Here is a 24,284-nt window from a genome sequence, read left to right on the forward strand (position 1 = left end):
TAAAATTCTCATCTATTAAAAATAGGTAACTAACGGCGAGAATTTGTATTCACTTTGTTAGCAATCCACACGTTTGTTAGCTTTTCATTTTGTAAGAACGTCGCTCGATCTCGTCCTTAAAGAGATCGTCACGCACCGACGGCGGTGTCAGCCGCTGGCCGGCCTTGTGGGCGGCCCGTGCGAGAAGATGGGCCGAAATCGGCGCAGTCAGAACGAAGAACACGAAACCGGCCAGCGCCCGCGCCAATATCGGCAGATCCTGCGAATGAACACCGACTGCAAGTAGCAATAGACCGGAACCGACTGTGCCGGCCTTCGAAGCAGCATGCATGCGGCTATAGAGATCCGGCAGGCGGACGATACCAATCGAGGCGACCAGCGAAAACAACGCGCCCGCCAAGAGCAGGAAGGCGACGATGATGGCAACGACCAGTTCCATTACCGCCGTCCTTTCTTGCGTCGACCGTCTTTGCGCAGTTTTTTGCCCTCTGCCGCGACCGTCGGCGAAGGCTGCTCCCCGGCCCGCCCTGACGCGCCATGAGTCAGAATGAACCGGGCAAAGGCGACGGTGGCAAGGAAACCGATGAGACCGAGCGAGATTGCGATGTCGATATAAAGCGTGAAGCCGGTCTTGATGGCGATGACGGCGATGAAGCCAATCGCGACCGCCACCAGCATGTCGAGCGCCAGTACTCGATCCGGCAAGGTCGGACCCACCACCACGCGAAAGACCGTGAGCAGGAAGGCCACGCCGAGAATAGCGAGCGCCACCATGGCAGCGGCCGACACGATGGAAGCGGCCATCATCGGAAAGCCTCCATGATCCGGCGTTCGAAACCGTCGGCGATGCTGCGCTTCACCGCCTCCGGGTCGGAGCAGTCGAGCGCATGCACGTAGAGCGTCTTGCGGTCGTCGGAAACGTCGACCGAAAGCGTGCCGGGCGTCAGCGTGATGAGATTGGCAAGCAGTGTGATCTCGAAATCGCGGTCGACGGTCAGCGGAAAGGCGAAGATGCCGGGCTTCACATCCATTTTCGGGCTCATGACGGTCACCGCGACGGCCCATGCGGATTTGGCGAGTTCGCGCAGGAACAGGAGCAACAGTGCCAGAATCCGTCTCACGCGCTCGAGATACAATACGCCACCGTAGGACTCACGCACCGTCGCGAGGGCGAGCGCCGAGAGGACAAAACCAAAGACGAGATTGAGGAAAGAGGCGCTCCCGGTGACTGCGACCCAGACGATGGCGAGCAGCAGGTTGAAGACGAACAGGATCATTGTGCCCCTGCCCTTTCAGGAAAGACGGAATGCATATAGGCCGAAGGATCGTCGAGACCGCCGGCGGCAAGTTGCGTCAGATGCAATAACCGCTCCGGAAACAGACCAAACCCGATGACCAAGGCTGTGAGGGCGACAAGAGGCAGGGCCGCCTGCCAGGCGATCGGCCCCGGCACGGTGGCGTCCTGCGCGGATCTCGGACGCCAATAGGCAAGCAGAAAGACGCGGCCAAAGACGATGGTTGTGAGAAAACCCGTCAAAAGGATCGCAGCGGCGATCCACCAGGCGCCCGTGTCGAGAGCCGCCTTCACCAGGATGACCTTGGGCCAGAAACCGGAAAATGGCGGCAGGCCGCAAGCGGCGAAAAACAGCATCAGCGAGAGGCCCGCGAACCAGCCGCTTTGCCGGTAAAGCCCGCCGAGTGCGGCAAGCGAGAAGCTGCCGGCGAGCCGGGCCGCTTGGCCTGCCAGCAGGTAGAGCGCCGTCATCAGCACCATCGAATGCAGCGCATAGAAGATCGCACCGCTGAGGCCACTGGTACTGCCAAGCGCGACGCCCGCCAGCATCGTGCCGATACCGGAAATGACGACATAGCCGAGCAGACGGCGGATATCGCTTTCGCCGAGCGCGCCGAGCACGCCGACCAGCATGGTCGCAATAGCAACGATCGCGGTGATCGGGCCAAGTCCGACACGCTCGACCGGCAACAGCATGACTAGAACCCTGATCAACGCATAGATGCCCACCTTGGTGAGCAGGCCCGCGAAAAGCGCCGAAACGGTGATGCGCGGTGTGTGGTAGGAGGCGGGTAGCCAGAAATTGACCGGGAAGGCCGCGGCCTTCATGCCGAAAGCCAGCAGGAACAAGCCCGCAAGTGTCATCAGCGGCGCCACATTGCCGGGCGCCCTCGCCTTCATCGCAATATCGGCCATGTTGAGCGTGCCGAAGACTGCATAGATATACCCGACCGAAACGAGAAACAGCGTCGTGGCGATGAGGTTCAGCACCGCATATTTCAAAGCACCGTCGATCTGCTCACGCTCCGAGCCGAGGATCAGCAGGCCGAAAGAGGAAATCAGCAGCACTTCGAACCAGACATAGAGGTTGAAGATGTCGCCGGTCAGAAATGCGCCGCTGACGCCGGCAAGCAGCAGCATGAGGAAAGGAAAGAAGCCGTAACGACGGCCGCTGGTCGTAATCTCGCCGAGCGCGTAGAGGCTTGCCGCTAGCGCCACGACCGCCGCGGCCAGCGCCATGATCGCACCGAGAAGATCGACGCTGAATGCGATGCCGAAGGGCGGCAGCCAGCGGCCCATGACCATGGTCACAGGTCCCTCGGTGGCGACCTTGTAAAGCAGAGCAGCATCGATCAACACCAGCAGTGCCAGGCCGGGAATGGCGATCCAGCCGTGCATAGCGGTGCGGTCGCGCAGCATCATCAGAATCGCGCCGAGGGCGATGCATAGGCCCACCGGCAGGATGACCAACCAATGATCGGCCTGCACCGGCGCTGTCACCAGCGCGGCGGAAAGATCGACAGCGGTGTTGGCCGGCGCCGCCATATCGCTAGTACCCCAAAGGCGGCAATGGCCGCTCTTCCGGTTCTGCTACCCGCATGTCGCCGGTATTGTCGGTCTTCAGATCCTGATAGGCCCGATAGGTCAGCACCAGCAGGAAGGCGAAGAAGGAGAAGGAAATGACGATCGCGGTCAGGATCAAAGCCTGCGGTAACGGATTGGCGGCGTCGGCATTGAGTGTATCGGCGCCGGCCGGAATGATGGGCGGCACTTCGCGCGTCACCCTCCCGGCGGTGAAAAGCAGAAGGTTGACGGCGTTTCCGAGAATCGCGATGCCGAGCATGATGCGGATCGAAAATTTCGACAGCATCAGGTAGATCGCTGCAGCGAAGAACAGGCCGATGAGCGTAGCGAAGACAGTCTCCATCATTCCACCTCCCGCTCTTCCAGCGCCAGCGCGATCGAGGTGATGGCGCCGACAACGACCAGATAGACACCGGCATCGAACAGCGTGACGCTGGAGAGCGGCACCTCGACACCGAAGAGATGCGGATAGATCCAGATCCCGGTCATGAAGGGCACGTGGGAGAAGACTGACAAAAACCCGGCAACCGTCGACGCCAACAGACCGAAACCGGCAATCGCAAGTGGATGGAAGATGATGGCGCGGCGCACCGCCGTCACACCGCAGGCAATGCCGTAGATCGCCAGCGCCGAGGCCGCGATCAACCCGCCGATGAAGCCGCCGCCCGGTTCATTATGGCCGCGCAGCAGCACGAAGACCGAAAAGAGCAGCATCAGGGCTGTAAGGAAAGGCGCCACGGTGCGGAAGATTAGGGTGTTCACGAACGCCTTGCCTCCATCGTCTCTTCCACATCCGGGTCGTTGGCCGCAAGCTTGCGTTCACCACCGGCGCGGATGCGGATCAGCGCTAGGATGGCAAGGCCGGTGATGGTGACGACAGCGATTTCGCCGAGCGTATCCGTGCCGCGGAAGTCGACGATGATCACGTTGACGACGTTGGAACCGTGGGCGACCAGCTTGGAATAATGGTTAAAGAATGCCGTTAGCGTCAGGTCGAAGGGTGCTTGCGTAGCCTTCAAAAGCAGCAATCCGAAACCTAGGCCGCAGGCGATGGCGAGCGCCGCATGCAAAAGCATCTGCAATGGCGAACGGCGATCGGCGGTCGATAGACGCAGCCGCGTCATCACCAGCGCCAGGATGACGACGGATAGCGTCTCGACCATGAACTGCGTGAAGGACAAGTCCGGCGCGCCGAAGAGCAGGAAGATGACGGCGACGGCAAAGCCCTGAATGCCGAGCGAGACGATCGCCGTCAGCCGGTCGCGGGCCGTAACGACGGCAGCAAGGCCGATGACGGCGATGAGGAAAATCGCAGCCTCATGCCACTGCATGTCGGGCCAGGAGGGAATGGCCGGCAACTCGCCATAGAGCACCGGCGGCACCAGCAGCATGGCGGCAAGGCAAAGAAACGTGACGGTAACGTAGATCTCCAGCCGGCCGGGCTGCAGGAAACGGGAGACGGCATGCGACAGGCGCACAAGTCCGGAAATGAGGCCATCGAAGCCGCGATCCGGTCCCGGCCCGAGCCTGCGCAGCACCACCACCATCAGGAATCGCGCACGGTCGAGCTTCCAGTAGACAAATACGCCTGTCAGCACGGTCAGTGCGGACAGCGCCAGGGGCACACCGATATGCGGAACAAGTGAGACCGATATCTCCACTGTCTTGCCGCTGACAGCACTTGCCATCGGCGAGGATATATAGGTGTGCCAAGAGCCAGAGAGCATGGCCGAAGCCAGGCCGAGAATGGCGAGCACAGTCGGGCCGAGCCACAGCAGCGGCGGCGCCTCGTGCGGATGTTTCGGTGTCTCGACGCGCGCGCCGATAAAGGGCTTCAGCGCCACGGCGAAGGCGATGGCGAACATCAGCGCGTTACCGGCAATCGCAACGAGCGTCAGAACGGCCGGCCAGGGAGAGGCTTGGGCCAGCGCAGCATAGATCTCCTCCTTGGCCAGAAAACCGAAAGCGGGCGGCAGGCCACCCATGGAGATTGCTGCCGTCAGCGCCGCCACAAACGTCAACGGCATGGCGGTGCGCAAACCGCCGAGATGGTTGATGTCACGCGTGCCCGTCTCATGATCGACGATGCCGGCGACCATGAACAGTGCGCCTTTAAATAGCGAATGCGCCACCAGATAGAGCACAGCCGCCTCGACCGCATAATCCGTGCCGAAGCCGGTTAGCAACACCAACAGGCCGAGAGAGGAGACCGTCGTATAGGCGAGCTTCAGCTTCAGGTCGGTCTGACGAATGGCGAGCAGCGTCCCAACCATCAATGTCATGCCACCGAAGACCGGCAGGATCGTCTCCCAGGCCATCGTACCACCCATAGCCGGGTTGAGTCGCATGAGGAGGTAGACGCCGGCCTTCACCATGGTTGCGGAATGCAGGTAGGCCGACACCGGCGTCGGCGCCTCCATGGCGTTCGGCAACCAGAAATGGAAAGGAAACTGCGCAGACTTGGTAAAGGCGCCGCCGAGTATCAGGATCAGCGCGCCGAGGTAAAGTGGGCTTTCGCGCAGCACGCCGCCGGCTTTCAAGAGGCTGGACATATCTGCGGCGCCGGTGATCTGCCAGATCAGCAACAGCCCCGCGAGCAACAGCAGCCCGCCCCCGCCGGTGACCACCAGCGCCTGCAACGCAGCCCGCCGCGCGGCCGCCCGCTGATGATCGAACCCGATCAGCAGGAAAGAGGTGATCGACGTCAGCTCCCAGAAAACGAACAGCGTCAGGAAACTGTCCGATACAACTAACCCGAGCATCGAACCCATAAACAGGAAGATGAAGGAGAAAAAGCGCCCCTGGTCCACATGCCCCTTCAGATAGCCGCCAGAATAAAACACGATCAGCGCGCCGATGCCGGTGATCAGCAGCGCGAAGGTCAACGACAGGCCGTCGAGCAGCCAGGAAAAGCGCAAGCTAAGGCTCGGCACCCAATCGAAGCCGTCCCGGACATTGTGGCCCGCGGCGATGTCAGGAAGGAAACCCGCGAAATGCAGAAAGGCGAGTGCGGGAAAAAGCGCCAGCGGCCATGCTGCGTTGTGGCCGAGATAGCGGACAGCGACGGGTGCGATGATCGCACCGAGAAAGGGCAGACACAAAGCCAGGAATGTCAGGCCGGTGACACTGGCCATGTCTTCTCCCTGCTGAACGATCGCGCGGAATCCGGCAAAGCCGTAAGTCCCCATTGGGATAGGCTAAAGGCTTGATTGCCTCAAGCCCTGCGCGAGAAAAACCGGAGGGTAAGCCACCGGAATCATTTTTTTGGCATCACGACAAGGAATTGAAGAAGGAGCAAGCTGCGCCACATTATGCCCGCGGGACTCGCCCAATACATTGGGTGATGGGGAAAGGGATGACGTTCATGTCTGCTACGATGACCGGGCCTAGAATCGAGAAGACCGATGCCGAATGGCGAGAACAACTGACGCCGGAACAATATCGCATCACCCGGCAGCACGGCACGGAACGCGCCTTTACAGGCCCTTATTGGGACTCTTCCGAAACCGGCCTCTACCGCTGCGTCTGCTGCAACACACCGCTTTTTCGTTCCGACACGAAATTCGATGCCGGCTGTGGCTGGCCGAGCTATTTCGAGCCGGTTTCGCCGGATGCGGTAAAGGAATATCGGGACGAGTCCTATGGCATGGTGCGCACCGAGATCCGCTGCGGCGCCTGCGAAGCCCATCTCGGCCACGTTTTCCCCGACGGCCCGCCGCCGACCGGGCTGCGCTATTGCATCAACGGTCATGCCATGGTGTTCGAGGCAGGGTAATAAGCAGGCGCGTTAGCTGTCCGGAAACGCAGCTACATTAAACCCAGGCACCAGCATCGACCGCTGTCCCTCGACAATCTCTTCCATCGCTAGGCGGCCGAGCAGCGGCGCCAGAATGACGCCGGGGTGGGCGACGGCGACATAGATGCCGTCGGCGCCCGGCAGAAAACCGAGCCGCGGAAAGCCATCGGCGAAGACTGGACGGTAGCCAACGGTCGCCTGCCTCAGTTCGACGCCTTCGGGCAATGCAAGCTTTCGTTTCATCACATCGAGCATACGATGTCCGATCGCCGTCGGCCCGTTCTCCTCGGAGTCGCCCCTATAGCTTGCGGCGGCGACCAGCGAATGGTCGGGCCGCTGGCGAACTTCCAAATCCGGTCCGCGGAGAATGCGATTCAGGAAAGGCCGGTCGGCGGAAAATTGCAGCAGCACGGCGGGCGAGCTTTCGACGCCGATAGCCAATCCGAACGACGAGATCAGCGCGTCGACAGATGTGCCGGTGGCCAGGACGACGACATCGGCCGAAACGGCACCCTCTGCCGTCCGAACACCCGTGACCCGGCCATCAGATGTTTCGAGAGCGACAATCTTCTGATTGAAATCCGCCCGCGCTCCGAAGGCGATCGCTGCGTGCACCAATGTCTGCGTGAGCTGCGTGGGATCCAGCGCCAGATCGTCGGGAGAAAAAGCGGCGCATTCCGGCACTTCGCGAAGCTCCGGCTCCCACCAGGCGATCGTCTTGGCGTCGACCAGTTCGACCGTTGCACCCGCAGCCTGATGCTCCTGCACCAACGCCTCAGTCTCTGCCACTGTCGCATGCCAGATCAGCGAACCGGACCGCGCATGCTGCAGTGCATCTGGAAGGGCGGCCTTCAAACGTTGGTATTCAGTGATCGCCTCGCGCCAGATGCGGTAATTTCCATAATTCGTCGTCGGCTCACCATTGATGAGATTGACCCAACCAAACGCCTTGCCGGTCACGCCCGCGGCTGGAGCTGGACCTTCATCGAACAAATGCACCCGCGCCCCGCGGCGGGCCAGATGATAGGCAATGGATGCCCCGACAATCCCTGCGCCGACGACGGCTATCTGCATTTTCGAAGGATGCAACGGAGGATACCCGCGATGGAAATCACGATTCAGATCTACCTTGCTTGGATAACGTCAGGGTATGACGTGGCAATGACTGCCGAGCTAGACCGTTATGCGCAGCTCCATGCAGGTCAGATCGAGCCAGCGACCGAACTTGGTACCAACTTCCGAAAACTGGCCGACGGTACGGAACCCGAGCTTTTCATGCAAGCGGATGGAGGTAGTGTTGCCGGTCTCGATGGCTGCGATCATGACGTGGATATTGCCTTTGGCGGCACGAGCGACGAGTTCGCGCAGTAAGCCTTCGCCTATGCCGAGACCGCGGTGGTCCTTGTCGACATAGACGGAATTTTCCACCGTATGGCGGTAGCCGTCGAAGGCGCGCCAATCGCCATAGGAAGCATAGCCGGCAACCCTGCCGTCCTTCTCCGCGACGATGACCGGAAACCCCCTCGCCTTGCGCGCTTTCAGCCACTCTATGCGGTTGTCGACATCGACCAGCGTGTCGTTCCAGATCGCAGTCGTGTGTACAACGGCGTGGTTATAGATCTCGCAAATCGCAGGCAGATCGGCCTCGGTGGCATCGCGAAGCAGCACGGCTTGGTCCATAATCGCATTGTCCGGTTGTTTTAAGATACGATCGCGGCATACTCCGCGACATTGATGAAGTAAATCCGCCATTCCTGCATGGCTCGCAATGAAACCGTAACGAATTAAAGCTATTTTATTATCATTCTTAGAATCACTATGGAATTTCTGCTGAAAAATGCGCTATTCGTAGCTGGTTTATAGATCCCGCCTCCCGGAAACCGCAATGCTCGCGCGCCTGACCGCTCTCCTGCTCTTTTCCGCCGCGCCGGCGCTCGCCGCCGACTGGTGGTCCTATGAGAATGCACGGTTTGGCTATGCGATTGAACTACCGTCGGAATTTCGCCTTTTGACCCGTCCCAATGACGGCGACGGACTGACCTTGACGCCGGCCGATCAGTCGGCGCGGCTGTTGGTTTTCGGCACCAACATTCCCAGTGGCGACTTTTCAACCCAAGCGAATATTCGCGTCGCGCTCGCCAAGGATGACGGCTGGCAGATCTCCTATTCGAAATCGACCTCGCGGGGCATCAGCTTCTCGGGCACGAAGCAGGGTCGCATCGTCTATGTGCGCGGCGTAGCCCTCTGCAATGGCGCCGCCGCCTTCTTCCAGATGGATTATCCGAAGGCGAACATGCAGCGATATGACGCCGTCGTCATGCGCCTCGTGCGCAGCCTGCATCCGACGAAGAAATGTGCGCCGACAACCCAGATCGTCAAAAGTTTTCCGGTGACAGGCTGAAGCAGGTCAGCACCGCCGAATAATGCACGGCGGCCGCCGCGATGACGAAGCCGTGCCAGATGGCGTTCTGGAAGCGCAATTTCTCCCAGACATGAAAGATGACGCCAAGCGAGTAGATGACGCCGCCGATCACGATCAGTAGCATCGACGCGAAAGGTATATGCAGGGAAACGGGCCTGGCCACCAGCACGCCGCTCCAACCCATGGCGAGATAAAGCAGGATCGCCAGCCGATCATACCGTCCCGGAAAAACGCATTTCAGCATGATGCCGAAGGCGGCGAAGACCCAGATGGCGATCAGCATGGCAAACAGCAGCGGGTCCTCGGCGCCACGCTCCAGGAACGGCGTATAAGTAGCGGCGATCAGCACGAAGATGGCGGAATGATCGAAACGCCGCAGAAACCACTTTGTCTGCGACACCGGCCAGAGATTGTAGGCGAAGGACATTGCCAGCGTCAGGACGAGCCCGACGCCATAGATCCAGGCGGCGGCAATCTCGCCATTGGAACTCCACACCGTCGCATAGAAGATCAGCACGGTTGCGCCGATAAGGGCAAAGACCACACCGACACCGTTGACGATGCTGTCAACGATTACTTCATATCGGTCATAGGCCCAACGGATGCCCTTGAACTCGGCCATGCATGCGTGTCCCAATTGATCTATACTTGGCTTGATCGTTGCATCCCACAGACATGGAGGCAACAGCGTGGGATCGGCATATAGGTAAATCTTCGTGAATGGCGAGAGGGTGCTGCTGATGCTGTTGTCAACAAGCAGCGAACGCTCAATCCGCAATTTCTGGTCTTCTGTGAACAATCAGAATCCGCCATATCTGTGAGCAAGTACAGCGGGCCAGAGGATCCAAAGAGGCAAATCAACCGGCGAAAGCTCTCAGGCCCTGCCATTGGCGGTGTTTTCGCCGCCCACGCCGGTTGCTCTTTTCCAGAACATTGAGGTTGGAACACTCCCATGACCGAAATCGCCCCCTCCTATGCGCTGACGCGTCCCGCCTATGTCGGGCAGTCCCATCTTGTCGTTACAGACTTGGCGCTGGTGTCGCGCTTTTATCAGGACATGCTGGGTCTGAAGGTCGTCGAGAAAACAGCGAGCGGCGAGGTGCTAGGCGTTGCCGGCCACCCGCTTCTAACGCTGACCACGGATCGCGCGGCCAAACGCGCGCCGCAGACGGCGGCCGGTCTGTTCCATACCGCCTTTTTGATGCCCGATCGTATCGAACTTGCCCGTTGGCTCCGACACGCGGCGCATAATGGCGTCGCCCTCGAAGGCGCATCCGACCATATCGTCAGCGAGGCGATCTATCTTTCCGACCCCGAGGGCAACGGCATCGAGATTTATGCAGACCGGCCGCATGAACAGTGGAAATTCCACAGCGACGGCATGGTCGAGATGGCGACACTGAGGCTCGATTTGCAGAAGCTTTACGAAAGCGCACCGCAGGATCGCTGGGACGGCATGGCCGAGGGTTCGGCGATCGGCCATATCCATTTGCAGGTCGGCGATGTCGCGGAGGCGAATGCCTTTTATCGCGATGTGCTCGGAATGAAAGTGATGGCGGCGCGTTATCCCGGCGCGACGTTCCTCGCAACCGGCGGCTATCACCATCATCTCGGCGCCAACACTTGGAACAGCCGCGGCGCCGGTGTCCGTTCCGAACACATGACCGGCCTTTCCGACTACACTCTGCGCTTTAATGACAGAGACGCGCTAGGCAAAGCGCTCGCTGCACTCGACGCGCATGAGATCAAGACGGAAAAGCGCGACGGCGGCATTTCGCTGCGCGATCCCTGGGGCATCGGCCTGAATTTAATCGCCTGATCGTGTATTCGCTGACCTAGGATGTCAAAGGCCCGCTCCGGAACCAGGACGGGCCTTTCGCGTTTGCTTACCGAGGCAATGGGGTTTCGGGGACATGTCAGGGATGGATATCGCCAACGGCATACGCAAACAGGCGCGCAGACTGACGATAGCGCGCGAAGGGCGTTCCAGCGCCTGGGTGGAAGCGTTGCGAGCGGATACCGAGCGTTTGGAGAATGCCGCCTCCTCCCACCACATCGAAAAAGACGCGCTGGATATCGCCTCGGCCTGGGCCGTAATCGGCATCTTCCTCGTCCTGGCATTGGCGGGCGTTTCCATGATGTCGATCATCCTCATCCCAGTGACGCTCGCCATCGTCGTCGGCATGATCCTCGGGCTGGCGGCTGAAAAGCTCAGCAAGCTCGGCGTGCCGCGCGTCCTCAACGCCGTTCTATTGTCATCAGCGGTGGCGCTGGTCATCTTCCTGATCATCAATTCACTCGCCGGGCCGATGGCGACGCTGGCGCAGGAGGGGCCTGACGTTTTCCAACGCACCGTCGATCGGCTCATGCCTTATCTCGAGCGGATAAAATGGTTGCACATCACGCCGCAGACCTTTGAAAGCGGACCGATGTCAATGAATGTGCTGCTCGAAAATACCGGCAATGTACTGCATGTTCTCACCAACAGCCTGACGCCTGCCATCGTCCAGGGCCTGATCTTTTTCGCGGCGTTGCTGCTGTTCCTCGCCGGCCGCATCACTCTGCGCAAAACGATCATCATGACCTTCGCCACTAGGACATCGCGGCTGACTGCGATCCGTATCATCAATGCAGTGGAGCAAGTGCTCGGCTTCTATTTCGCGACAGCCGCGCTGATCTATGCCGGCCTCGGCGTGGTCATGACCGTTATCGCCTATTTTGGCGGCATGAGCATGCCGATCCTTTGGGGTGTCTTTGCCTTTCTCTCCAGCTTCGTTCCTTTCGTCGGGATCGCGACGATAACGATCGCGCTGGCGATCGCCGGCATCATCACCCATGACGATATTGTCTTCGGTCTCGCACCCGCCGTCGCCTTCTTCTCCGTCCATCTCGCCGTGGAAAACCTGGTGTTTCCGGCGGTCATGGGCCGGCAATGGGAACTCAATCCCTTTGTCGTCTTCCTCGCCATCATCTTCTGGACCTGGATGTGGGGCGCAGTCGGCGCCATGCTTGCCCTGCCGCTATCGCTGATCGTCATGACCGTCGTCAACGAACTGTTTTTCGACGAAAAAGTGCAGCCGCAATTGCCGGAGTGAGAACGTCGGCTAAGGGCGGTTGTCGCTTTTCGGATGCTTGCTTCAGCAGGGCATCCAACACACCTCAGTTGGTAGTGTCGTCATCCCCCTTCTCGGGGATATCCTGCAGACGGACGAACTGTACACCCTTGGCCTTCAGCGCGAGAATGCTTGCGGCGACGCCTTCGCCTGCGGCATGAGTCGGCTGGTTGATGTGAGAGATGATGACGTCGCCATCCTTGGCGGAGGCATATTGCTTTTCCACCATCTTGGCCGGCAGCAGGGAGCCGCTGTCGCCGTTCACCGAATAGCCCGCAATGCGATAACCCATGCCACGGATCTGTGCGATGGCCGACAGACTGTATTTCGCCGTCGCGCCCCGGAACCAACGCGGCTGTGGAATACCGGCGGCGACCATGGCATCGGCGCCACCTTTGACTTCCTGCGCCACCGCCTGTGGCGAGCCGGCGGCGGGAATGCCATAGACCTTGGTCGGGACATCAACCGCGGGAATATGATTCTGGCCATGATCTTCAAGTTCGAAGATGTCGGGATGAGCGAGGAAGACGGCGAGCGTTTCGGGGTTGCTCCGCAGCCAGCGGGCGGTGACGAAGATCGTCGCCGGGATCTGCTGATCGACCAAAGTGCTGAGGATGCGCGGATCGGTCTTGCCCATGCAGGCATCAAAGGTCAGGGCAATGCGCGGTGCGCCCTTGCCAGCGCGATTGACGTGGAGATGAGGCTCGACGAGCTTGACGTTTGAGGTTGGAGCCTTTGGCGGAAGCTGCGGCCAGACGACGGGCTGCGCTGCAGGCTCGGCGGCAAAGGCAGCCGGAACGGCGGCGAGCAGGAATGCGGACGTCAGCAGAAAACGGTTCATCAGGCAGCTACCCGTCAGATCGAACGAAATAAAGTCTGGCGGAAAAGGTGCACAATTACCATAGGCTCCTTGCCGCTCTGCCCGCCATCGTCCGGCAAGGCGACGGAAATATGGCAGCCTGCCCATAACGCCGGCTATTCTTCATCACAAATGCGCCAACGGTCACACCACCGCAGTCGCGGCCACAGCGTTCTATCATTTATGGTACGATTGATACGAGGCCGGCCTATCACTATCTGCGTATTTTCCTGTGCTCCCAAAGGGAAACATTCATGAGCCGTGATCCCTATGACATTCTGGGCGTAAAACGGGACGCCCCGCAAAAAGATATTCAAAGCGCCTATCGCAAGCTTGCGAAAAAGCTGCATCCCGATCTCAACCCCGGCGACAAACAGGCCGAGGACAAGTTCAAGGAAGTCTCCGCGGCCTACGGCATCCTCGGCGACGAGGAGAAGCGCGCGCGCTTCGACCGCGGCGAAATCGACGGCAGCGGTGCGGAACAGCCGCCACGCAGCTACTATCGCGATTACGCGACGAGCGAAGGCCAGCGCGGCCCCTACCGCAATGCCGGAGGTTTCGCTGATTTCGGCGATACCGACGATATACTTTCCAGCTTCTTCTCACGTCGCAGCCGAGGTCAGTCCGGAATGCAGGGTCAGGATCGCCACTATTCCATGGAGGTCGACTTTCTCGACTCCATCAACGGCGCGAAAAAACAGATAAGCTTGCCGGAAGGACCAGCACTCGACGTGCAGATACCGCCGGGAACCCGCGACGGACAGACGCTGCGCCTACGTGGCAAGGGCGATCCCGGTTTTGGTGGCGGTGCGCCTGGGGATGCGCTGATCGAAGTGCATGTGCGCCCGCACCGCTTTTTCGTTCGAGATGGCGACGACATCAGACTGGAATTGCCGATTTCCCTCACGGAGGCAGTGCTCGGCGGCAAGATCCGCGTGCCCACACCCTCCGGCCCGGTCACCGTCACGCTTCAACCGAACTCCAACACCGGCAAGGTCTTGCGGCTGAAGGGCAAAGGTGTGCCCGTGCGTGGCAAGGAAAGCGGCGACGCCTATGTTTCGTTGAAGATCGTCTTGCCGGACGCGCCGGATAGCGAGCTTACGGCCTTCGCTTCCGAATGGCCGGCCGGCAAGATGCATGATCCCAGAAAGACCATGGGAGGCTGAGCGATGAACGAGAGCGAGTTTCGTTTGCGTCTCGAGATCGACAACACGGTGCTGGAAGTCTGGATTGAACAGGGCTGGCTCGTTCCCGAAACCACGGGGGAAGGCCGGCATTTCCGCGAGGCGGACCTGGCGCGCGGGCAGTTGATCCTAGACCTGATCAACGCAATGGGTGTCAACGAGCCCGGCGTCGATCTGGTAATGGATTTGGTGGATCAGCTTCATGGGCTGAGGGGCACGCTACGCGACCTGACGGACGCCGTCTGTCGCCAGAACGCTGATGTACAGGAGCATATTCTCTCCGATCTCTATCGACTGGAGCGCCAAAGACGGCGTTAAGGCAATTCCAAGGAAAAGTGCGAAGCGGTTTTCCGCCCGGAATTGCCAAAAAACGAAAGATGGAGCGGTTCTGCGATTCCGTGAGAAGCTGAACCACTCCCAAGGCATCAATCGTAGAGATAATATTTTTGCCAGCTATCGCGCGGCACCTTGTCCCCTATCTCGTAATTCAGGTCCCGTACATGAATGTGCTGCGGGCCTGTCGTGCACTTATAGGAGAGATGATACCAGTCTCCCTTGCTGCGAAAGACCGCGCCAGGAGCATTCATCGAATCCGGAGCCATGTTCGGGTCGCCGAAGGTATAGGCGATGACCTTGTCTGGCTTGAAGCCGGTCTTCTCGGTGCCGATGCGTTTCATCGCCTCAGCATCGCAGGTCTGCTCCATCCGCTCTGACGGATCGAGCTTTTCCAGTTCCTTTTTCATGGTCGCATCAACAGCGAAAGCGGAGGTCGCAATGGAGGCCAACGGCACAAGAATGGCAATGAATTTCAGCATGAAGACCGATCCCTTGCTTACTTCCGGGCTAGAACATCCCGCTTTCAGGTGGAATCACCGGAAAGCGAATAGGATGCTCTAAATTCAAAGAGCCAGAGCGACCTTTGTGCGTTCGAATGAACGCATGGCGCTCTAGGCAGCGTCTGTTCCATCAGGGAAGGCGGTTCAAGCCGCCGTCATTATCGACGCAACGCTAAGCGGACTTCGTTAAAGAATGTGGTCACATCAAGGCAGCTCTAAGCGAGCGCTTCTGCCTTTATCGGCTGCACTTAAGCTTATTATCATCTGCTTGCGCGGGGCTTGAGCGGGCAATTGCCGCTTGAACGTCAGGCAAGCGCCCTCTATCTCTTCCTCACCTCATATCCGACTTTTATTCCGGAGAAAGCCTTCTCGTGTCTTCATTCAAGAACCTCCCCACCCCGCCTGCCGCTCAGAAAAAACCGGTCACGGACACGCGCCACGGCATTAGCCGCAGCGACGATTACGCTTGGCTGCGCGCCGACAATTGGCAGGCGATGTTCAAGGACACGTCGATCCTCGACCCCGAAATCCGCGCGCATCTGGAGGCCGAGAATGCCTATATGAACGCGGCCATGGCGGATACGAAAGAGCTGCAGAAGGTGCTCTTTGCCGAGATGAAGGGCCGCATCAAGGAGGATGACAGCTCGGTGCCGGTCAAGGACGGTCCCTATGCCTACGGCACGCTCTACGTCACCGGCGGCGAGCAGCCGCACTATTTCCGCGAGGCGCGCGACGGCGGCGAGCGCAAGCTGCTTCTGAACGGCGACAAGGAAAACGAGGGAAAGTCCTATTTTCGCCTTTCCGGCATCGACCATTCCACAGACCATAGCCACGGCATCTGGGGCTACGACGACAAGGGTTCGGAATATTTCACGCTGAAGGTCCGCAATCTCGAGACCGGCGAAGATCTGGCCGACGTGATCGAGAATACCGGCGGCGGCGGTGTCTGGGCGCCCGACGGTAAGAGTTTCTTCTACACGCTGCAGGACGAAAATCATCGTCCTTCGAAGATCTTCCATCACATCGTCGGCACGCAGCAGTCGGAAGACCGGCTGGTGTACGAAGAGGAGGATTCCGGCTTCTTCATGGGGGTCGGCGGCTCGCTGCTCGACGACTACATCTTCATCGACATCCACGATCACGAGACCAGCGAATACCGCATCATTCCGACCTCGGACCTTGCGGCCGAGCCAAAGCTGGTGGCCCCGCGCGACACCGGCATCGAATATGAAATGGCGGAGGGCGGCGATGTCTTTTACATCCTCACCAACGACGGCGACGCCAAGGATTTCAAGATCATGGAAACGCCGGTCGACAAGCCGGGCAAGGAAAACTGGCGCGATGTCGTGGCTCACAAGCCAGGCACGCTGATCCTCAATCACATGGCCTATGCCCGCCATCTCATCTGGCTTGAACGCAAGGACGGCCTGCCCCGGATCATCATCCGCGACCGCCGCTCCGGCGAAGAACACGCTATCGCCTTCGACGAAGAAGCCTATTCGCTGGGCTTGCAGGGTGCCGCCGAATACGACACCGACGTCATCCGCTTCTCCTATTCCTCGATGACGACGCCAAGCCAGCTCTACGACTACAACATGGTGACGCGCGAGCGCACTTTGTTGAAGACGCAGGAAGTCCCCTCGGGCCACAATCCCGACGACTATGTCACGCGCCGCGTCTTCGCCCCCGCCTGGGATGGCGAGCAGGTGCCGGTGACCCTGCTCTATCGCAAGGATACACCGCTCGACGGCTCCGCACCCTGCCTGCTCTATGGCTACGGCGCCTACGGCATCACCATTCCCGCCGGGTTCAATACCAATTGCCTGTCGCTCGCCGACCGCGGCTTCGTCTATGCCATCGCCCATATCCGCGGCGGCAAGGACAAGGGCTTTGCCTGGTACGAAGACGGAAAGATGGACAAGAAGACCAATACCTTCAAGGACTTCATAGCCGCAGCCGACTATTTGAATCAGGAGAGGTTCACCTCGTACGCGAAGATCATCGCCGAGGGCGGCTCCGCCGGCGGCATGCTGATGGGCGCGGTCGCCAACATGGCGCCGGAGAAATTCGCCGGCATCATAGCTGCCGTACCCTTCGTCGATGTGCTCAACACCATGCTGGACGACACGCTGCCGCTGACGCCGCCGGAATGGCCGGAATGGGGCAATCCGATCGACAGCAAGGAAGAGTACGACCAGATCGCCGCCTACAGCCCGTATGACAATGTCGGCGAAAAGCCCTACCCTCCGATCTTGGCGCTTGGCGGCTTGACCGATCCGCGCGTCACCTATTGGGAGCCGGCGAAATGGGTGGCCAAGCTGCGTGAGAAGACCACCGGCGATGCGCCGATCCTCTTGAAGACGAACATGGATGCCGGCCATGGCGGCGCCTCCGGCCGCTTCCAGCGCCTGGAAGAAATCGCCTTCGAATATAGCTTCGCCATCAAGGTTGCTGAGAAGATCTAGCAAGACTTTGGGAGGAACTCATGCCGGTCTATGTCGCCCTGCTGCGTGCCGTCAACGTCGGCGGCACCGGCACTCTGCCGATGGCCGAGCTGAAAGCGCTCTGCGAGGACATCGGCTTCACCGATGTGAAGACCTATATCCAGAGCGGCAATGTGCTCTTTCAGTCCGACAAGGACGAGATAGCGGTGCAGAAGCATCTGGAAGAAGCACTGGCGGTCAAGATGGGCAAATCGCCGGGCGTTATCCTGCGTAGCCGTCAAGAAATGGAGGCCGCGGCGGAAGGCTCGCCCTTCCCGCATGCCAAGCCGAACTATCTGCTCGTCAACTTCCTCCCCGAACATCCACCGGCGGACGCTCTCGACAAGTTGGTTGCGCCTGGCGGCGAAGAGGTGCATGTCGCCGGCAAGGAGATCTACGTTCATTATCCCGATGGCTCCGGACGCTCGAAATTGAAGCTGCCGGCGCTGAAAGCCGGGACGTCGCGGAACCTCAATACTGTCCGAAAACTGGTGGAAATGGCGCGGGAGATGGAAAGCTAGCTAAAGCGAGGCCGGAACAGCAGCTTGATAAAACTGCGAAACACCAGGATCTGGTCCGACAAGCTATTGGGTTCCTTCAGCGCCTTCGATAACACAATGCCGCCTTCAAGCACGGTCGACACCATATCCGCGAGCTGATCGACATCCAGCGGCTCGCGTGGCTCGTAGACAACCATGATCTCTTCAAACATCCCCCGGAAACGTCGCCGCCATGTCAGCGCCGCCTCGCGGTTGATCTCCTGGATCTCGCGATCGAATAGCCGTTCGTAGTAGCAAAAGCCTGCGACAAGGCATCCGGGATGGCCGTTCGGCAGATCGGACAACAATTCTGACAGCATTTTCAAGCCAAGCATGAAAGATTGCAGCGGATCGTCCATCAGTTCACGGGCGCGCCCGAAAATCTCGTCATAGATCCGGTTGTCGTTTTCGATGTAGCGCTGGATGAGCGCCTTGGCGAGTTCGTTTTTGTCGCGGAAGTGATAGAAGAACCCGCTTTTGGTGATGCCGGTTTCGGCGATCAGTTCATCGATTGAGGTGCCGCCGAAACCCTTTGCCAGCACGGCGGCTTCGGCAACCTCCAGCAGCCGGCTGCGCGTTTCGTCACCCTTTCGCATGATCCCCTCCTGTACCAGCGGTACAGTATTGTTGCACAAACCCAGGGCCGCGCCTCCGGATCAGCGCGAGATCGAGGCCATAAGCCATTGAATAAAAAACGAAATGTCATTTCATATGTGTAGTATACCGCAAATCCTCTATTTTAGCAGATGTTAAATAAGCGAAAATCGACCCTTCTGCAGTGCCAGCGTATGGCCGGGAGATATCAAGGGGTGGAGATCAAAAATGGCCAAATCCAAATACAGAAACGATCTGCCGCAGCAGAGAAGCGGTATGTTCCTGACAGATGGTGGCATGGAAACGGTGCTGATATTTCATGAGGGCGTCGAGTTGCCGCAATTTGCTTCCTTCGTGCTGATGGCGACGCCGGAGGGCCGGCAGAAGGCCAAGGATTACTATCGGCGCTATCTCGACATCGCCAATCGCCACGGTACCGGCTTCGTGCTTGAGACCCCCACATGGCGGGCCAGCGCCGACTGGGGCGAAAAGCTCGGCTATGATGCTCGTGCACTCAAGGCGGTCAACGAGGATGCGGTGGCAATGCTTTGCGAGCTACGCTCGGAGTATGAACGTCCCACGACCCCAGTCGTTATCAGCGGCAACATCGGCCCGCGCGGCGACGGGTACAAGGCGGGTAGGATGAACGCGACAGAAGCCGAGGACTTTCACAGCGCACAAATCGCGAGCTTCGCCGGCACGGAAGCGGACATGGTGACCGCTCTGACGATCAATAACATCAATGAGGCGATTGGCATCGCCCGCGCCGCCAAGACGCACGGCATGCCATGTGCGATCGCCTTCACCGTGGAGACGGATGGCAGGCTTGTGACCGGGCGAACTATACAGGAGGCGATCGAAAGCACTGATGCCGCAAGCGACGGGTCACCCGTCTACTACATGATCAACTGCGCCCATCCCAGCCATTTCGATAGCGCGCTCGATGATGACAGTGCTTGGGTCAAACGCATCTGGGGTCTGCGCGCCAACGCCTCAATGATGAGCCATGCCGAACTCGACGAGAGCGAGACGCTCGATGATGGCGACCCAGCCGATCTCGGCCGTCGCTACCGGCAGCTTACCCGTCGTATGCCGCAGTTGCGTGTGCTCGGCGGCTGCTGCGGCACCGACCATCGCCATGTTGCGGCAATCTGCGAAGCCTGCCTGCCACGCGAGGCGGCGAGCGCCTGAGATAGCCTGCAAGGTTGGAGTGCAACGATCAAATGCCTTGACCGCGGACAACGACGACGACGTGCTTTCCCCGCGCAGAACCTTGCGTGTCGTCCTCGCCAGCCCTACCTTAGAGCCATGAGCTCACCCCTTCACGACAATGCGGTGCTAGATGCACCGCCGATACCGTTCGACAACAGCTATGTGCGCCTGCCGCCGCAGTTTTTTGCGGAACAGGCGCCTACGCCGGTCGCAGCGCCACGGCTGATCAAATTCAACACGGTTTTGGCACGCGATCTAGGGCTCGACGCAGACGTACTGGAGCGGGATGGAGCGGCGATCTTTTCCGGGAACAAGCTCCTGCCGGGTTCCGAGCCGATTGCAATGGCCTATGCCGGCCATCAGTTCGGCGGTTTTGTGCCGCAGCTCGGGGATGGCCGGGCGATTCTGCTCGGCGAAGTCACCGACCACAGCGGCAGGCGTCGCGATATCCAGCTCAAGGGGGCCGGGCCAACGCCATTTTCGCGGCGCGGTGACGGACGAGCGGCGCTTGGGCCGGTCTTGCGCGAATATATCGTCAGTGAAGCCATGTATGCGCTCGGCATTCCAACGACACGGGCACTGGCGGCTGTCACCACTGGCGAGCGCGTCTATCGTGAAGAAGTGCTGCCCGGTGCCGTTTTCACCCGCGTCGCGGCAAGCCATATCCGTGTCGGCACTTTCCAGTACTTCGCCGCACGCGGCGATACGGACAGTCTGCGCATCCTCGCCGACCATGTCGTCGACCGGCATTATCCGGAGATCAAGGACAGACAAAACCGCTATCTCGCACTAATGGAAGCCGTTGCGGAACGGCAGGCAGCCTTGATCGCCCGCTGGCTGCATGTCGGCTTCATCCATGGGGTGATGAACACCGACAATATGACTATTTCCGGCGAAACGATCGACTACGGCCCCTGCGCCTTCATGGACAGCTACAATCCGGCAACTGTTTTTTCTTCGATCGATCGCCATGGCCGCTACGCCTATGCCAACCAACCGGCGATCGGCCAATGGAACATCGCTAGGCTCGGCGAAACGCTGCTGTCATTGATCGACCCGTCGCTGGACGCGGCCGTCGACCTGGCAAATGGCGTGATCAAGACCTATGGCGAGCGTTTTCAGGCCCATTGGCTTGCCGGCATGCGCGGCAAGATCGGTCTTGCAACCGAGGAAGACGACGATCTCGATCTAATCCAGGCACTGTTGGCGTTGATGCAACAGCAAGAAGCGGATTTCACGCTAACCTTCCGGCGGCTCTCCACTCTCGCTGAAAGCGACGACAGCGAGGCCCCTTTTACGGCCAGTTTCAAGGATCCAGATTCCGCTGCGCCATGGCTGGTTCGCTGGCGAGAGCGACTCAATCGTGAACCACAATTGCCCAGCGAACGTGCACGGGCGATGCGGGGGGTGAATCCGGCTTTCATTCCGCGCAATCATCGAGTCGAACAGGCTATTGAAGCGGCGGTCGAGGACGATGATTTTTCACTGTTCGAGGTGCTGCTGACGGTGCTTGCCAAGCCCTACGAGGACCAGCCGGCTTTCGCGCCCTATGCCGAACCACCGCAGCCGGCGGAGCGGGTGCTGCAGACCTTCTGCGGAACGTAAGAGAGACTTAGCACACAAGCCCCGGACATGTTTGCGGAGTCATCGTCGCGTCAACCCACAGGGAGATATGACGATGAAAGTTCATCACAGCACCCAGAGTTTTTTCAGCAGCCCGATAAAGAGCCAGCAGGATACAGAGACTGACGACAGCACGGCGTTTATGCTGCCCGACGACAGCGACCAGCAGCAGGCGCAGGCGCCGTCGATCACATCCAGCGGCGTCCCCTCCTCCATTTCGTCCGCCTTTTGGCTCAGCCAGACCGGTCAGACGGCGCCATCGACATCAGATGTCGACGCCGACCAGAGCGATGGCGCGGCTCCCAGCATCGACGGTTCCGAATCATCGAGCGAATCTTCGAGCCAGGATATCCTGGACGAGTTCGCCAAGCTGGCGAACATGACGCCGGCAGAAAAGATCCGCGCTCAATATCTGGAACAACACAATTTGACGGAAGATTCATTCAGCAAGTTGCCGGCGGACCAGCAGAAGGCGATCAACGATGAGATCGCCAATCAAATCAAGCAGCAGCTCGGCAACGACAACCAGGCCGACGACGGCGACGAAACGGATAGTGCGGCCGCCGCCTTATCCATCGCTTGAGCTTCCTCGAAATGACATGAAGGCGATACGATCCTGATTCACATCAAGTTTGTATCGCCTTGATTTTACTATTTACATTTCAAGACGCTACTATTTTACCCCCACCATGCCCGCGATGATCTTGGCGACTTCGGCGAAGACGGCTTCGATATCTTTTGCCGGTGCAGTTGCTTCGCCGACATAGGTAGTGACGAGAATCGGGCCGCGGTCGGTCGGCCATATGACGGCGACGTCGGCATAAGAGCCGTTCTGACCGGTGCCGGTCTTGTCGCCGACCTTCCATTCCTTCGGCAGACCGGCGCGCAGACGGGCATTGCCGGTGGTGTTGTTGACCAGCCAGTTCGACAATTGATCGCGCGAGGTCTCCGACAGCGTATTGCCGAGCGTCAGAAGCCCGATCGTATCCAGCATGGAATCAGGCGTCGTCGTGTCGCGCGGATCGTCCTTGATTGCCTGGTTGACGTCAGGCTCTTTGCGGTCGAGCCGGGTTTCGGTGTCGCCGGTCGTACGCAGCCATGCGGTTAGCGCCGACGGCCCCCCGAAGCTGTCGAGCAGCAGATTGCCGGCGGTGTTGTCGCTCAGCGTGATTGCAGCCCCACAAAGTTGGGCGATCGTCATACCGTCGGTACCGGCATGCTTTTCGGTCTCCGGCGAATAGGTGACGACCACGTCCTTGCCGTAAGTGACACGGCGATCGAGCTTCTCTACGCCTTGGTCGACACGGGCAAGCACGAAGCCGACAGCAAGCGCCTTATAGGTGCTGCACAGCGCAAATCGCTCCGCTTCGCGATAGCCGAGCGAAATGTTGGTTTCCGTATCCAGCACGGAAACACCGAGACGGCCGCCTGTCTTCTTTTCCAGATCCGCCAACTGCTTGTCGGCATCATCCGTCAATTGAGAATTGTCGGGACCTTGGTCGTCATCCATGTCCGGACCGTCGTCGGGTGCCACGGAATTATCCTGGGTATCGGATGCGTCGGGCACGGGAGCTGTCGCGTTGGGGCTCTTGTTGGCGCTGGCGTCCTGCGCAAACAGGGCTTTGGGCCCAAATGTCAGAGCGGGAAGAAGCAACGCCGAGCCTGCCAAGAGGCGGCGGCGGGTAAGCAGTATGCGCATGCGGAAGCCTCCAGCGGAATCAGGCGAATTCTGAGCTAAGCGAGGAATATGGCAAGCCTCTGACGCGCCCAGTTTCCATCAGACTTTATGCTGCTTTTTTGACCGTGACTTCAACGGTGACATGCGACAATTCGTGGATACCGGCCAGCCTTGCCTTGTAGAAGGCAGGGTCACGTAGCTCCGGCGTTACCACAGCGACGATCGCCGCATGATGGCCAGGACCGACTTGCCAGACATGCAGATCGGTGATGCGGTCGGCGTCCGTTTCGATGACCTCACGGATCTCATCCGGCAGGTCCTCGCCCGGAGGGATGAAGTCGAGCAAGATTGCGCCTGAGGCACGCAAGAGGCTCCAGGACCACTGCAAGATCACCAGACCACCGACAATGCCCATCAGCGGATCGAGAAAGGTCCAGCCGAAGCGGCTGCCGAGTAGAAGGGCGACAATGGCCAGAACCGAGGTCATGGCATCGGCGATGACATGGACATAGGCCGAGCGCAGATTGTTGTCCTTGCCGCCATGATCATGATCGTGGTGATGGTCATGCGCGTGGTGATGATCATGTCCATGCCCGTGATGATGGTGGTCGTGATCGTCCCGCAGCAGCCATGCGCTGACAAGATTGACGAGGAGGCCGACAAAGGCAATGGCGATCGCCTCACGGAAATTGATTGCCACCGGATTCTGCAATCGCAGCAGGCTTTCCCAGGCCATCAACAGCGCGATCATGGCGAGGACGATAGCGCTGGCGAAGCCGGCAAGATCGCCGAGTTTCCCGGTGCCGAAGGTGAAGCGTGAATTGTGGGCGTGGCGGCGGGCATAGAGATAGGCCAGCGCCGAAATCAGCATGGCGCTGGCATGCGTCGACATGTGCCAGCCATCGGCGACCAGCGCCATCGAGCCATACAGCGTGCCGGCGCCGATTTCGACCGCCATCATCACCGTCGTCAGTGCGATGACCAGCCAGATGCGGCGTTCGTTACGACGATGATCGGCGCCCAGAAATACATGGCTATGCGTCAACGCATCCGAAGAAGTACTCATG

Annotated in this window: 26 protein-coding genes; 11 read left to right on the forward strand and 15 right to left on the reverse strand. The window is 59.5% G+C overall.

Features of this window, described 5'->3' with window-relative positions; genetic code table 11:
* Positions 1-76 precede the first annotated feature (76 nt).
* Genes mnhG through FHT86_RS11195 form a run of 7 tightly spaced genes read right to left on the reverse strand, consistent with a single transcriptional unit; the run spans position 77 to position 6,012 of the window.
* Positions 77-439 carry a monovalent cation/H(+) antiporter subunit G gene (gene mnhG / locus FHT86_RS11165; protein ID WP_133706790.1) on the reverse strand — a complete coding sequence of 121 codons (363 nt, stop codon included), beginning with the start codon at positions 437-439 and terminating at the stop codon, positions 77-79.
* Complete coding sequence (locus tag FHT86_RS11170; protein WP_133706791.1) at positions 439-807, reverse strand: cation:proton antiporter; 369 nt, start codon at positions 805-807, stop codon at positions 439-441. Before FHT86_RS11170 ends, mnhG begins: the two co-directional genes overlap by 1 nt.
* On the reverse strand, positions 804-1,277 hold the full coding sequence (locus tag FHT86_RS11175; RefSeq protein ID WP_133706792.1) for a Na+/H+ antiporter subunit E: 474 nt from the start codon (positions 1,275-1,277) through the stop codon (positions 804-806). Before FHT86_RS11175 ends, FHT86_RS11170 begins: the two co-directional genes overlap by 4 nt.
* Entirely contained in the window at positions 1,274-2,839 is a 1,566-nt protein-coding gene (locus FHT86_RS11180; protein WP_133706793.1) for a Na+/H+ antiporter subunit D, read from the reverse strand. The genes FHT86_RS11175 and FHT86_RS11180 overlap by 4 nt, the downstream gene beginning before the upstream one ends.
* A gap of 4 nt (positions 2,840-2,843) precedes the next feature.
* On the reverse strand, positions 2,844-3,224 hold the full coding sequence (locus tag FHT86_RS11185) for a Na+/H+ antiporter subunit C (protein WP_409527575.1): 381 nt from the start codon (positions 3,222-3,224) through the stop codon (positions 2,844-2,846).
* Positions 3,221-3,640 (reverse strand): Na(+)/H(+) antiporter subunit B, encoded by a 420-nt coding sequence (locus tag FHT86_RS11190; protein WP_133706794.1) that lies wholly within the window; start codon positions 3,638-3,640, stop codon positions 3,221-3,223. Before FHT86_RS11190 ends, FHT86_RS11185 begins: the two co-directional genes overlap by 4 nt.
* A complete protein-coding gene (locus FHT86_RS11195; protein WP_133706795.1) occupies positions 3,637-6,012 on the reverse strand; it encodes a putative monovalent cation/H+ antiporter subunit A in 2,376 nt (791 codons plus the stop codon). Before FHT86_RS11195 ends, FHT86_RS11190 begins: the two co-directional genes overlap by 4 nt.
* Positions 6,013-6,242: 230 nt before the next feature.
* On the opposite strand from FHT86_RS11195, the gene msrB reads away from it, so the two are divergent.
* On the forward strand, positions 6,243-6,653 hold the full coding sequence (gene msrB / locus FHT86_RS11200; RefSeq protein WP_133706796.1) for a peptide-methionine (R)-S-oxide reductase MsrB: 411 nt from the start codon (positions 6,243-6,245) through the stop codon (positions 6,651-6,653).
* A 12-nt stretch (positions 6,654-6,665) separates the two neighbouring features.
* On the opposite strand, the gene FHT86_RS11205 is transcribed toward msrB, so the two are convergent.
* Positions 6,666-7,748 (reverse strand): FAD-binding oxidoreductase, encoded by a 1,083-nt coding sequence (locus tag FHT86_RS11205; RefSeq protein ID WP_133706797.1) that lies wholly within the window; start codon positions 7,746-7,748, stop codon positions 6,666-6,668.
* 99 nt (positions 7,749-7,847) lie between these two features.
* Entirely contained in the window at positions 7,848-8,354 is a 507-nt protein-coding gene (locus FHT86_RS11210; protein ID WP_133706798.1) for a GNAT family N-acetyltransferase, read from the reverse strand.
* A gap of 205 nt (positions 8,355-8,559) precedes the next feature.
* Between FHT86_RS11210 and FHT86_RS11215 the strand changes: the two genes are divergently transcribed.
* Positions 8,560-9,075 carry a hypothetical protein gene (locus FHT86_RS11215; RefSeq protein WP_133706799.1) on the forward strand — a complete coding sequence of 172 codons (516 nt, stop codon included), beginning with the start codon at positions 8,560-8,562 and terminating at the stop codon, positions 9,073-9,075.
* Here FHT86_RS11215 and trhA read toward each other — a convergent pair.
* The gene (trhA, locus tag FHT86_RS11220) at positions 9,050-9,718 is read right to left on the reverse strand and encodes a PAQR family membrane homeostasis protein TrhA (protein ID WP_133706800.1); all 669 of its coding nucleotides are present in this window, start codon (positions 9,716-9,718) and stop codon (positions 9,050-9,052) included. The genes FHT86_RS11215 and trhA overlap by 26 nt on opposite strands.
* 330 nt (positions 9,719-10,048) lie before the next feature.
* Here trhA and FHT86_RS11225 point away from each other — a divergent pair, with 330 nt between their 5' ends.
* Together FHT86_RS11225 and FHT86_RS11230 are read left to right on the forward strand one after the other, a co-directional pair.
* A complete protein-coding gene (locus FHT86_RS11225; RefSeq protein ID WP_133706801.1) occupies positions 10,049-10,915 on the forward strand; it encodes a VOC family protein in 867 nt (288 codons plus the stop codon).
* 103 nt (positions 10,916-11,018) lie between these two features.
* A complete protein-coding gene (locus FHT86_RS11230; protein ID WP_133706802.1) occupies positions 11,019-12,191 on the forward strand; it encodes an AI-2E family transporter in 1,173 nt (390 codons plus the stop codon).
* 64 nt (positions 12,192-12,255) lie between these two features.
* Here the strand turns inward: FHT86_RS11230 and FHT86_RS11235 are convergent, their stop codons facing one another.
* Positions 12,256-13,050: a polysaccharide deacetylase family protein gene (locus tag FHT86_RS11235; RefSeq protein WP_133706803.1), complete on the reverse strand. Its 795-nt coding sequence runs from the start codon at positions 13,048-13,050 to the stop codon at positions 12,256-12,258.
* Positions 13,051-13,322: 272 nt separating this feature from the next.
* On the opposite strand from FHT86_RS11235, the gene FHT86_RS11240 reads away from it, so the two are divergent.
* Together FHT86_RS11240 and FHT86_RS11245 are read left to right on the forward strand one after the other, a co-directional pair.
* Positions 13,323-14,234, forward strand: coding sequence for a DnaJ C-terminal domain-containing protein (locus FHT86_RS11240; RefSeq protein ID WP_133706804.1), 912 nt, complete (start codon positions 13,323-13,325; stop codon positions 14,232-14,234).
* 3 nt (positions 14,235-14,237) lie between these two features.
* Positions 14,238-14,570 carry a chaperone modulator CbpM gene (locus FHT86_RS11245; RefSeq protein WP_133706805.1) on the forward strand — a complete coding sequence of 111 codons (333 nt, stop codon included), beginning with the start codon at positions 14,238-14,240 and terminating at the stop codon, positions 14,568-14,570.
* A gap of 107 nt (positions 14,571-14,677) precedes the next feature.
* Here the strand turns inward: FHT86_RS11245 and FHT86_RS11250 are convergent, their stop codons facing one another.
* Entirely contained in the window at positions 14,678-15,067 is a 390-nt protein-coding gene (locus FHT86_RS11250; RefSeq protein WP_133706806.1) for a DUF930 domain-containing protein, read from the reverse strand.
* A 392-nt stretch (positions 15,068-15,459) separates the two neighbouring features.
* Between FHT86_RS11250 and FHT86_RS11255 the strand changes: the two genes are divergently transcribed.
* Both FHT86_RS11255 and FHT86_RS11260 read left to right on the forward strand, forming a co-directional pair.
* Entirely contained in the window at positions 15,460-17,553 is a 2,094-nt protein-coding gene (locus FHT86_RS11255; protein WP_133706807.1) for a S9 family peptidase, read from the forward strand.
* Positions 17,554-17,573: 20 nt separating this feature from the next.
* Entirely contained in the window at positions 17,574-18,092 is a 519-nt protein-coding gene (locus FHT86_RS11260; protein ID WP_133706808.1) for a DUF1697 domain-containing protein, read from the forward strand.
* Here FHT86_RS11260 and FHT86_RS11265 read toward each other — a convergent pair.
* Entirely contained in the window at positions 18,089-18,706 is a 618-nt protein-coding gene (locus tag FHT86_RS11265; protein ID WP_133706809.1) for a TetR/AcrR family transcriptional regulator, read from the reverse strand. The genes FHT86_RS11260 and FHT86_RS11265 overlap by 4 nt on opposite strands.
* Before the next feature lie 226 nt (positions 18,707-18,932).
* Between FHT86_RS11265 and FHT86_RS11270 the strand changes: the two genes are divergently transcribed.
* The 3 genes from FHT86_RS11270 to FHT86_RS11280 all read left to right on the forward strand — a co-directional run bounded on the left by FHT86_RS11270 (position 18,933) and on the right by FHT86_RS11280 (position 22,122).
* Positions 18,933-19,895: a homocysteine S-methyltransferase family protein gene (locus tag FHT86_RS11270; RefSeq protein WP_133706810.1), complete on the forward strand. Its 963-nt coding sequence runs from the start codon at positions 18,933-18,935 to the stop codon at positions 19,893-19,895.
* A gap of 117 nt (positions 19,896-20,012) precedes the next feature.
* Complete coding sequence (locus FHT86_RS11275) at positions 20,013-21,521, forward strand: YdiU family protein (protein ID WP_133706811.1); 1,509 nt, start codon at positions 20,013-20,015, stop codon at positions 21,519-21,521.
* Positions 21,522-21,594: 73 nt separating this feature from the next.
* A complete protein-coding gene (locus tag FHT86_RS11280) occupies positions 21,595-22,122 on the forward strand; it encodes a hypothetical protein (RefSeq protein WP_133706812.1) in 528 nt (175 codons plus the stop codon).
* Between the two features lie 90 nt (positions 22,123-22,212).
* On the opposite strand, the gene bla is transcribed toward FHT86_RS11280, so the two are convergent.
* Positions 22,213-23,238 (reverse strand): class A beta-lactamase, encoded by a 1,026-nt coding sequence (gene bla, locus FHT86_RS11285; RefSeq protein ID WP_133706813.1) that lies wholly within the window; start codon positions 23,236-23,238, stop codon positions 22,213-22,215.
* Between the two features lie 85 nt (positions 23,239-23,323).
* Positions 23,324-24,283, reverse strand: a complete 960-nt coding sequence (gene dmeF / locus FHT86_RS11290; protein WP_133706814.1) for a CDF family Co(II)/Ni(II) efflux transporter DmeF — start codon at positions 24,281-24,283, stop codon at positions 23,324-23,326.
* Position 24,284: the final 1 nt, after the last annotated feature.

Source organism: Rhizobium sp. BK313 (assembly GCF_014193655.1).
Classification (GTDB): domain Bacteria; phylum Pseudomonadota; class Alphaproteobacteria; order Rhizobiales; family Rhizobiaceae; genus Rhizobium.

Coding starts and splice junctions, on each gene's coding strand:
- mnhG (WP_133706790.1), bottom strand. CDS start 439: ATGGAACTGGTCGTTGCCATCATCGTCGCCTTCCTGCTCTTGGCGGGC.
- FHT86_RS11170 (WP_133706791.1), bottom strand. CDS start 807: ATGATGGCCGCTTCCATCGTGTCGGCCGCTGCCATGGTGGCGCTCGCT.
- FHT86_RS11175 (WP_133706792.1), bottom strand. CDS start 1,277: ATGATCCTGTTCGTCTTCAACCTGCTGCTCGCCATCGTCTGGGTCGCA.
- FHT86_RS11180 (WP_133706793.1), bottom strand. CDS start 2,839: ATGGCGGCGCCGGCCAACACCGCTGTCGATCTTTCCGCCGCGCTGGTG.
- FHT86_RS11185 (WP_409527575.1), bottom strand. CDS start 3,224: ATGATGGAGACTGTCTTCGCTACGCTCATCGGCCTGTTCTTCGCTGCA.
- FHT86_RS11195 (WP_133706795.1), bottom strand. CDS start 6,012: ATGGCCAGTGTCACCGGCCTGACATTCCTGGCTTTGTGTCTGCCCTTT.
- msrB (WP_133706796.1), top strand. CDS start 6,243: ATGTCTGCTACGATGACCGGGCCTAGAATCGAGAAGACCGATGCCGAA.
- FHT86_RS11205 (WP_133706797.1), bottom strand. CDS start 7,748: ATGCAGATAGCCGTCGTCGGCGCAGGGATTGTCGGGGCATCCATTGCC.
- FHT86_RS11210 (WP_133706798.1), bottom strand. CDS start 8,354: ATGGACCAAGCCGTGCTGCTTCGCGATGCCACCGAGGCCGATCTGCCT.
- FHT86_RS11215 (WP_133706799.1), top strand. CDS start 8,560: ATGCTCGCGCGCCTGACCGCTCTCCTGCTCTTTTCCGCCGCGCCGGCG.
- trhA (WP_133706800.1), bottom strand. CDS start 9,718: ATGGCCGAGTTCAAGGGCATCCGTTGGGCCTATGACCGATATGAAGTA.
- FHT86_RS11225 (WP_133706801.1), top strand. CDS start 10,049: ATGACCGAAATCGCCCCCTCCTATGCGCTGACGCGTCCCGCCTATGTC.
- FHT86_RS11230 (WP_133706802.1), top strand. CDS start 11,019: ATGGATATCGCCAACGGCATACGCAAACAGGCGCGCAGACTGACGATA.
- FHT86_RS11235 (WP_133706803.1), bottom strand. CDS start 13,050: ATGAACCGTTTTCTGCTGACGTCCGCATTCCTGCTCGCCGCCGTTCCG.
- FHT86_RS11240 (WP_133706804.1), top strand. CDS start 13,323: ATGAGCCGTGATCCCTATGACATTCTGGGCGTAAAACGGGACGCCCCG.
- FHT86_RS11245 (WP_133706805.1), top strand. CDS start 14,238: ATGAACGAGAGCGAGTTTCGTTTGCGTCTCGAGATCGACAACACGGTG.
- FHT86_RS11250 (WP_133706806.1), bottom strand. CDS start 15,067: ATGCTGAAATTCATTGCCATTCTTGTGCCGTTGGCCTCCATTGCGACC.
- FHT86_RS11260 (WP_133706808.1), top strand. CDS start 17,574: ATGCCGGTCTATGTCGCCCTGCTGCGTGCCGTCAACGTCGGCGGCACC.
- FHT86_RS11265 (WP_133706809.1), bottom strand. CDS start 18,706: ATGCGAAAGGGTGACGAAACGCGCAGCCGGCTGCTGGAGGTTGCCGAA.
- FHT86_RS11270 (WP_133706810.1), top strand. CDS start 18,933: ATGGCCAAATCCAAATACAGAAACGATCTGCCGCAGCAGAGAAGCGGT.
- FHT86_RS11275 (WP_133706811.1), top strand. CDS start 20,013: ATGAGCTCACCCCTTCACGACAATGCGGTGCTAGATGCACCGCCGATA.
- FHT86_RS11280 (WP_133706812.1), top strand. CDS start 21,595: ATGAAAGTTCATCACAGCACCCAGAGTTTTTTCAGCAGCCCGATAAAG.
- bla (WP_133706813.1), bottom strand. CDS start 23,238: ATGCGCATACTGCTTACCCGCCGCCGCCTCTTGGCAGGCTCGGCGTTG.
- dmeF (WP_133706814.1), bottom strand. CDS start 24,283: ATGAGTACTTCTTCGGATGCGTTGACGCATAGCCATGTATTTCTGGGC.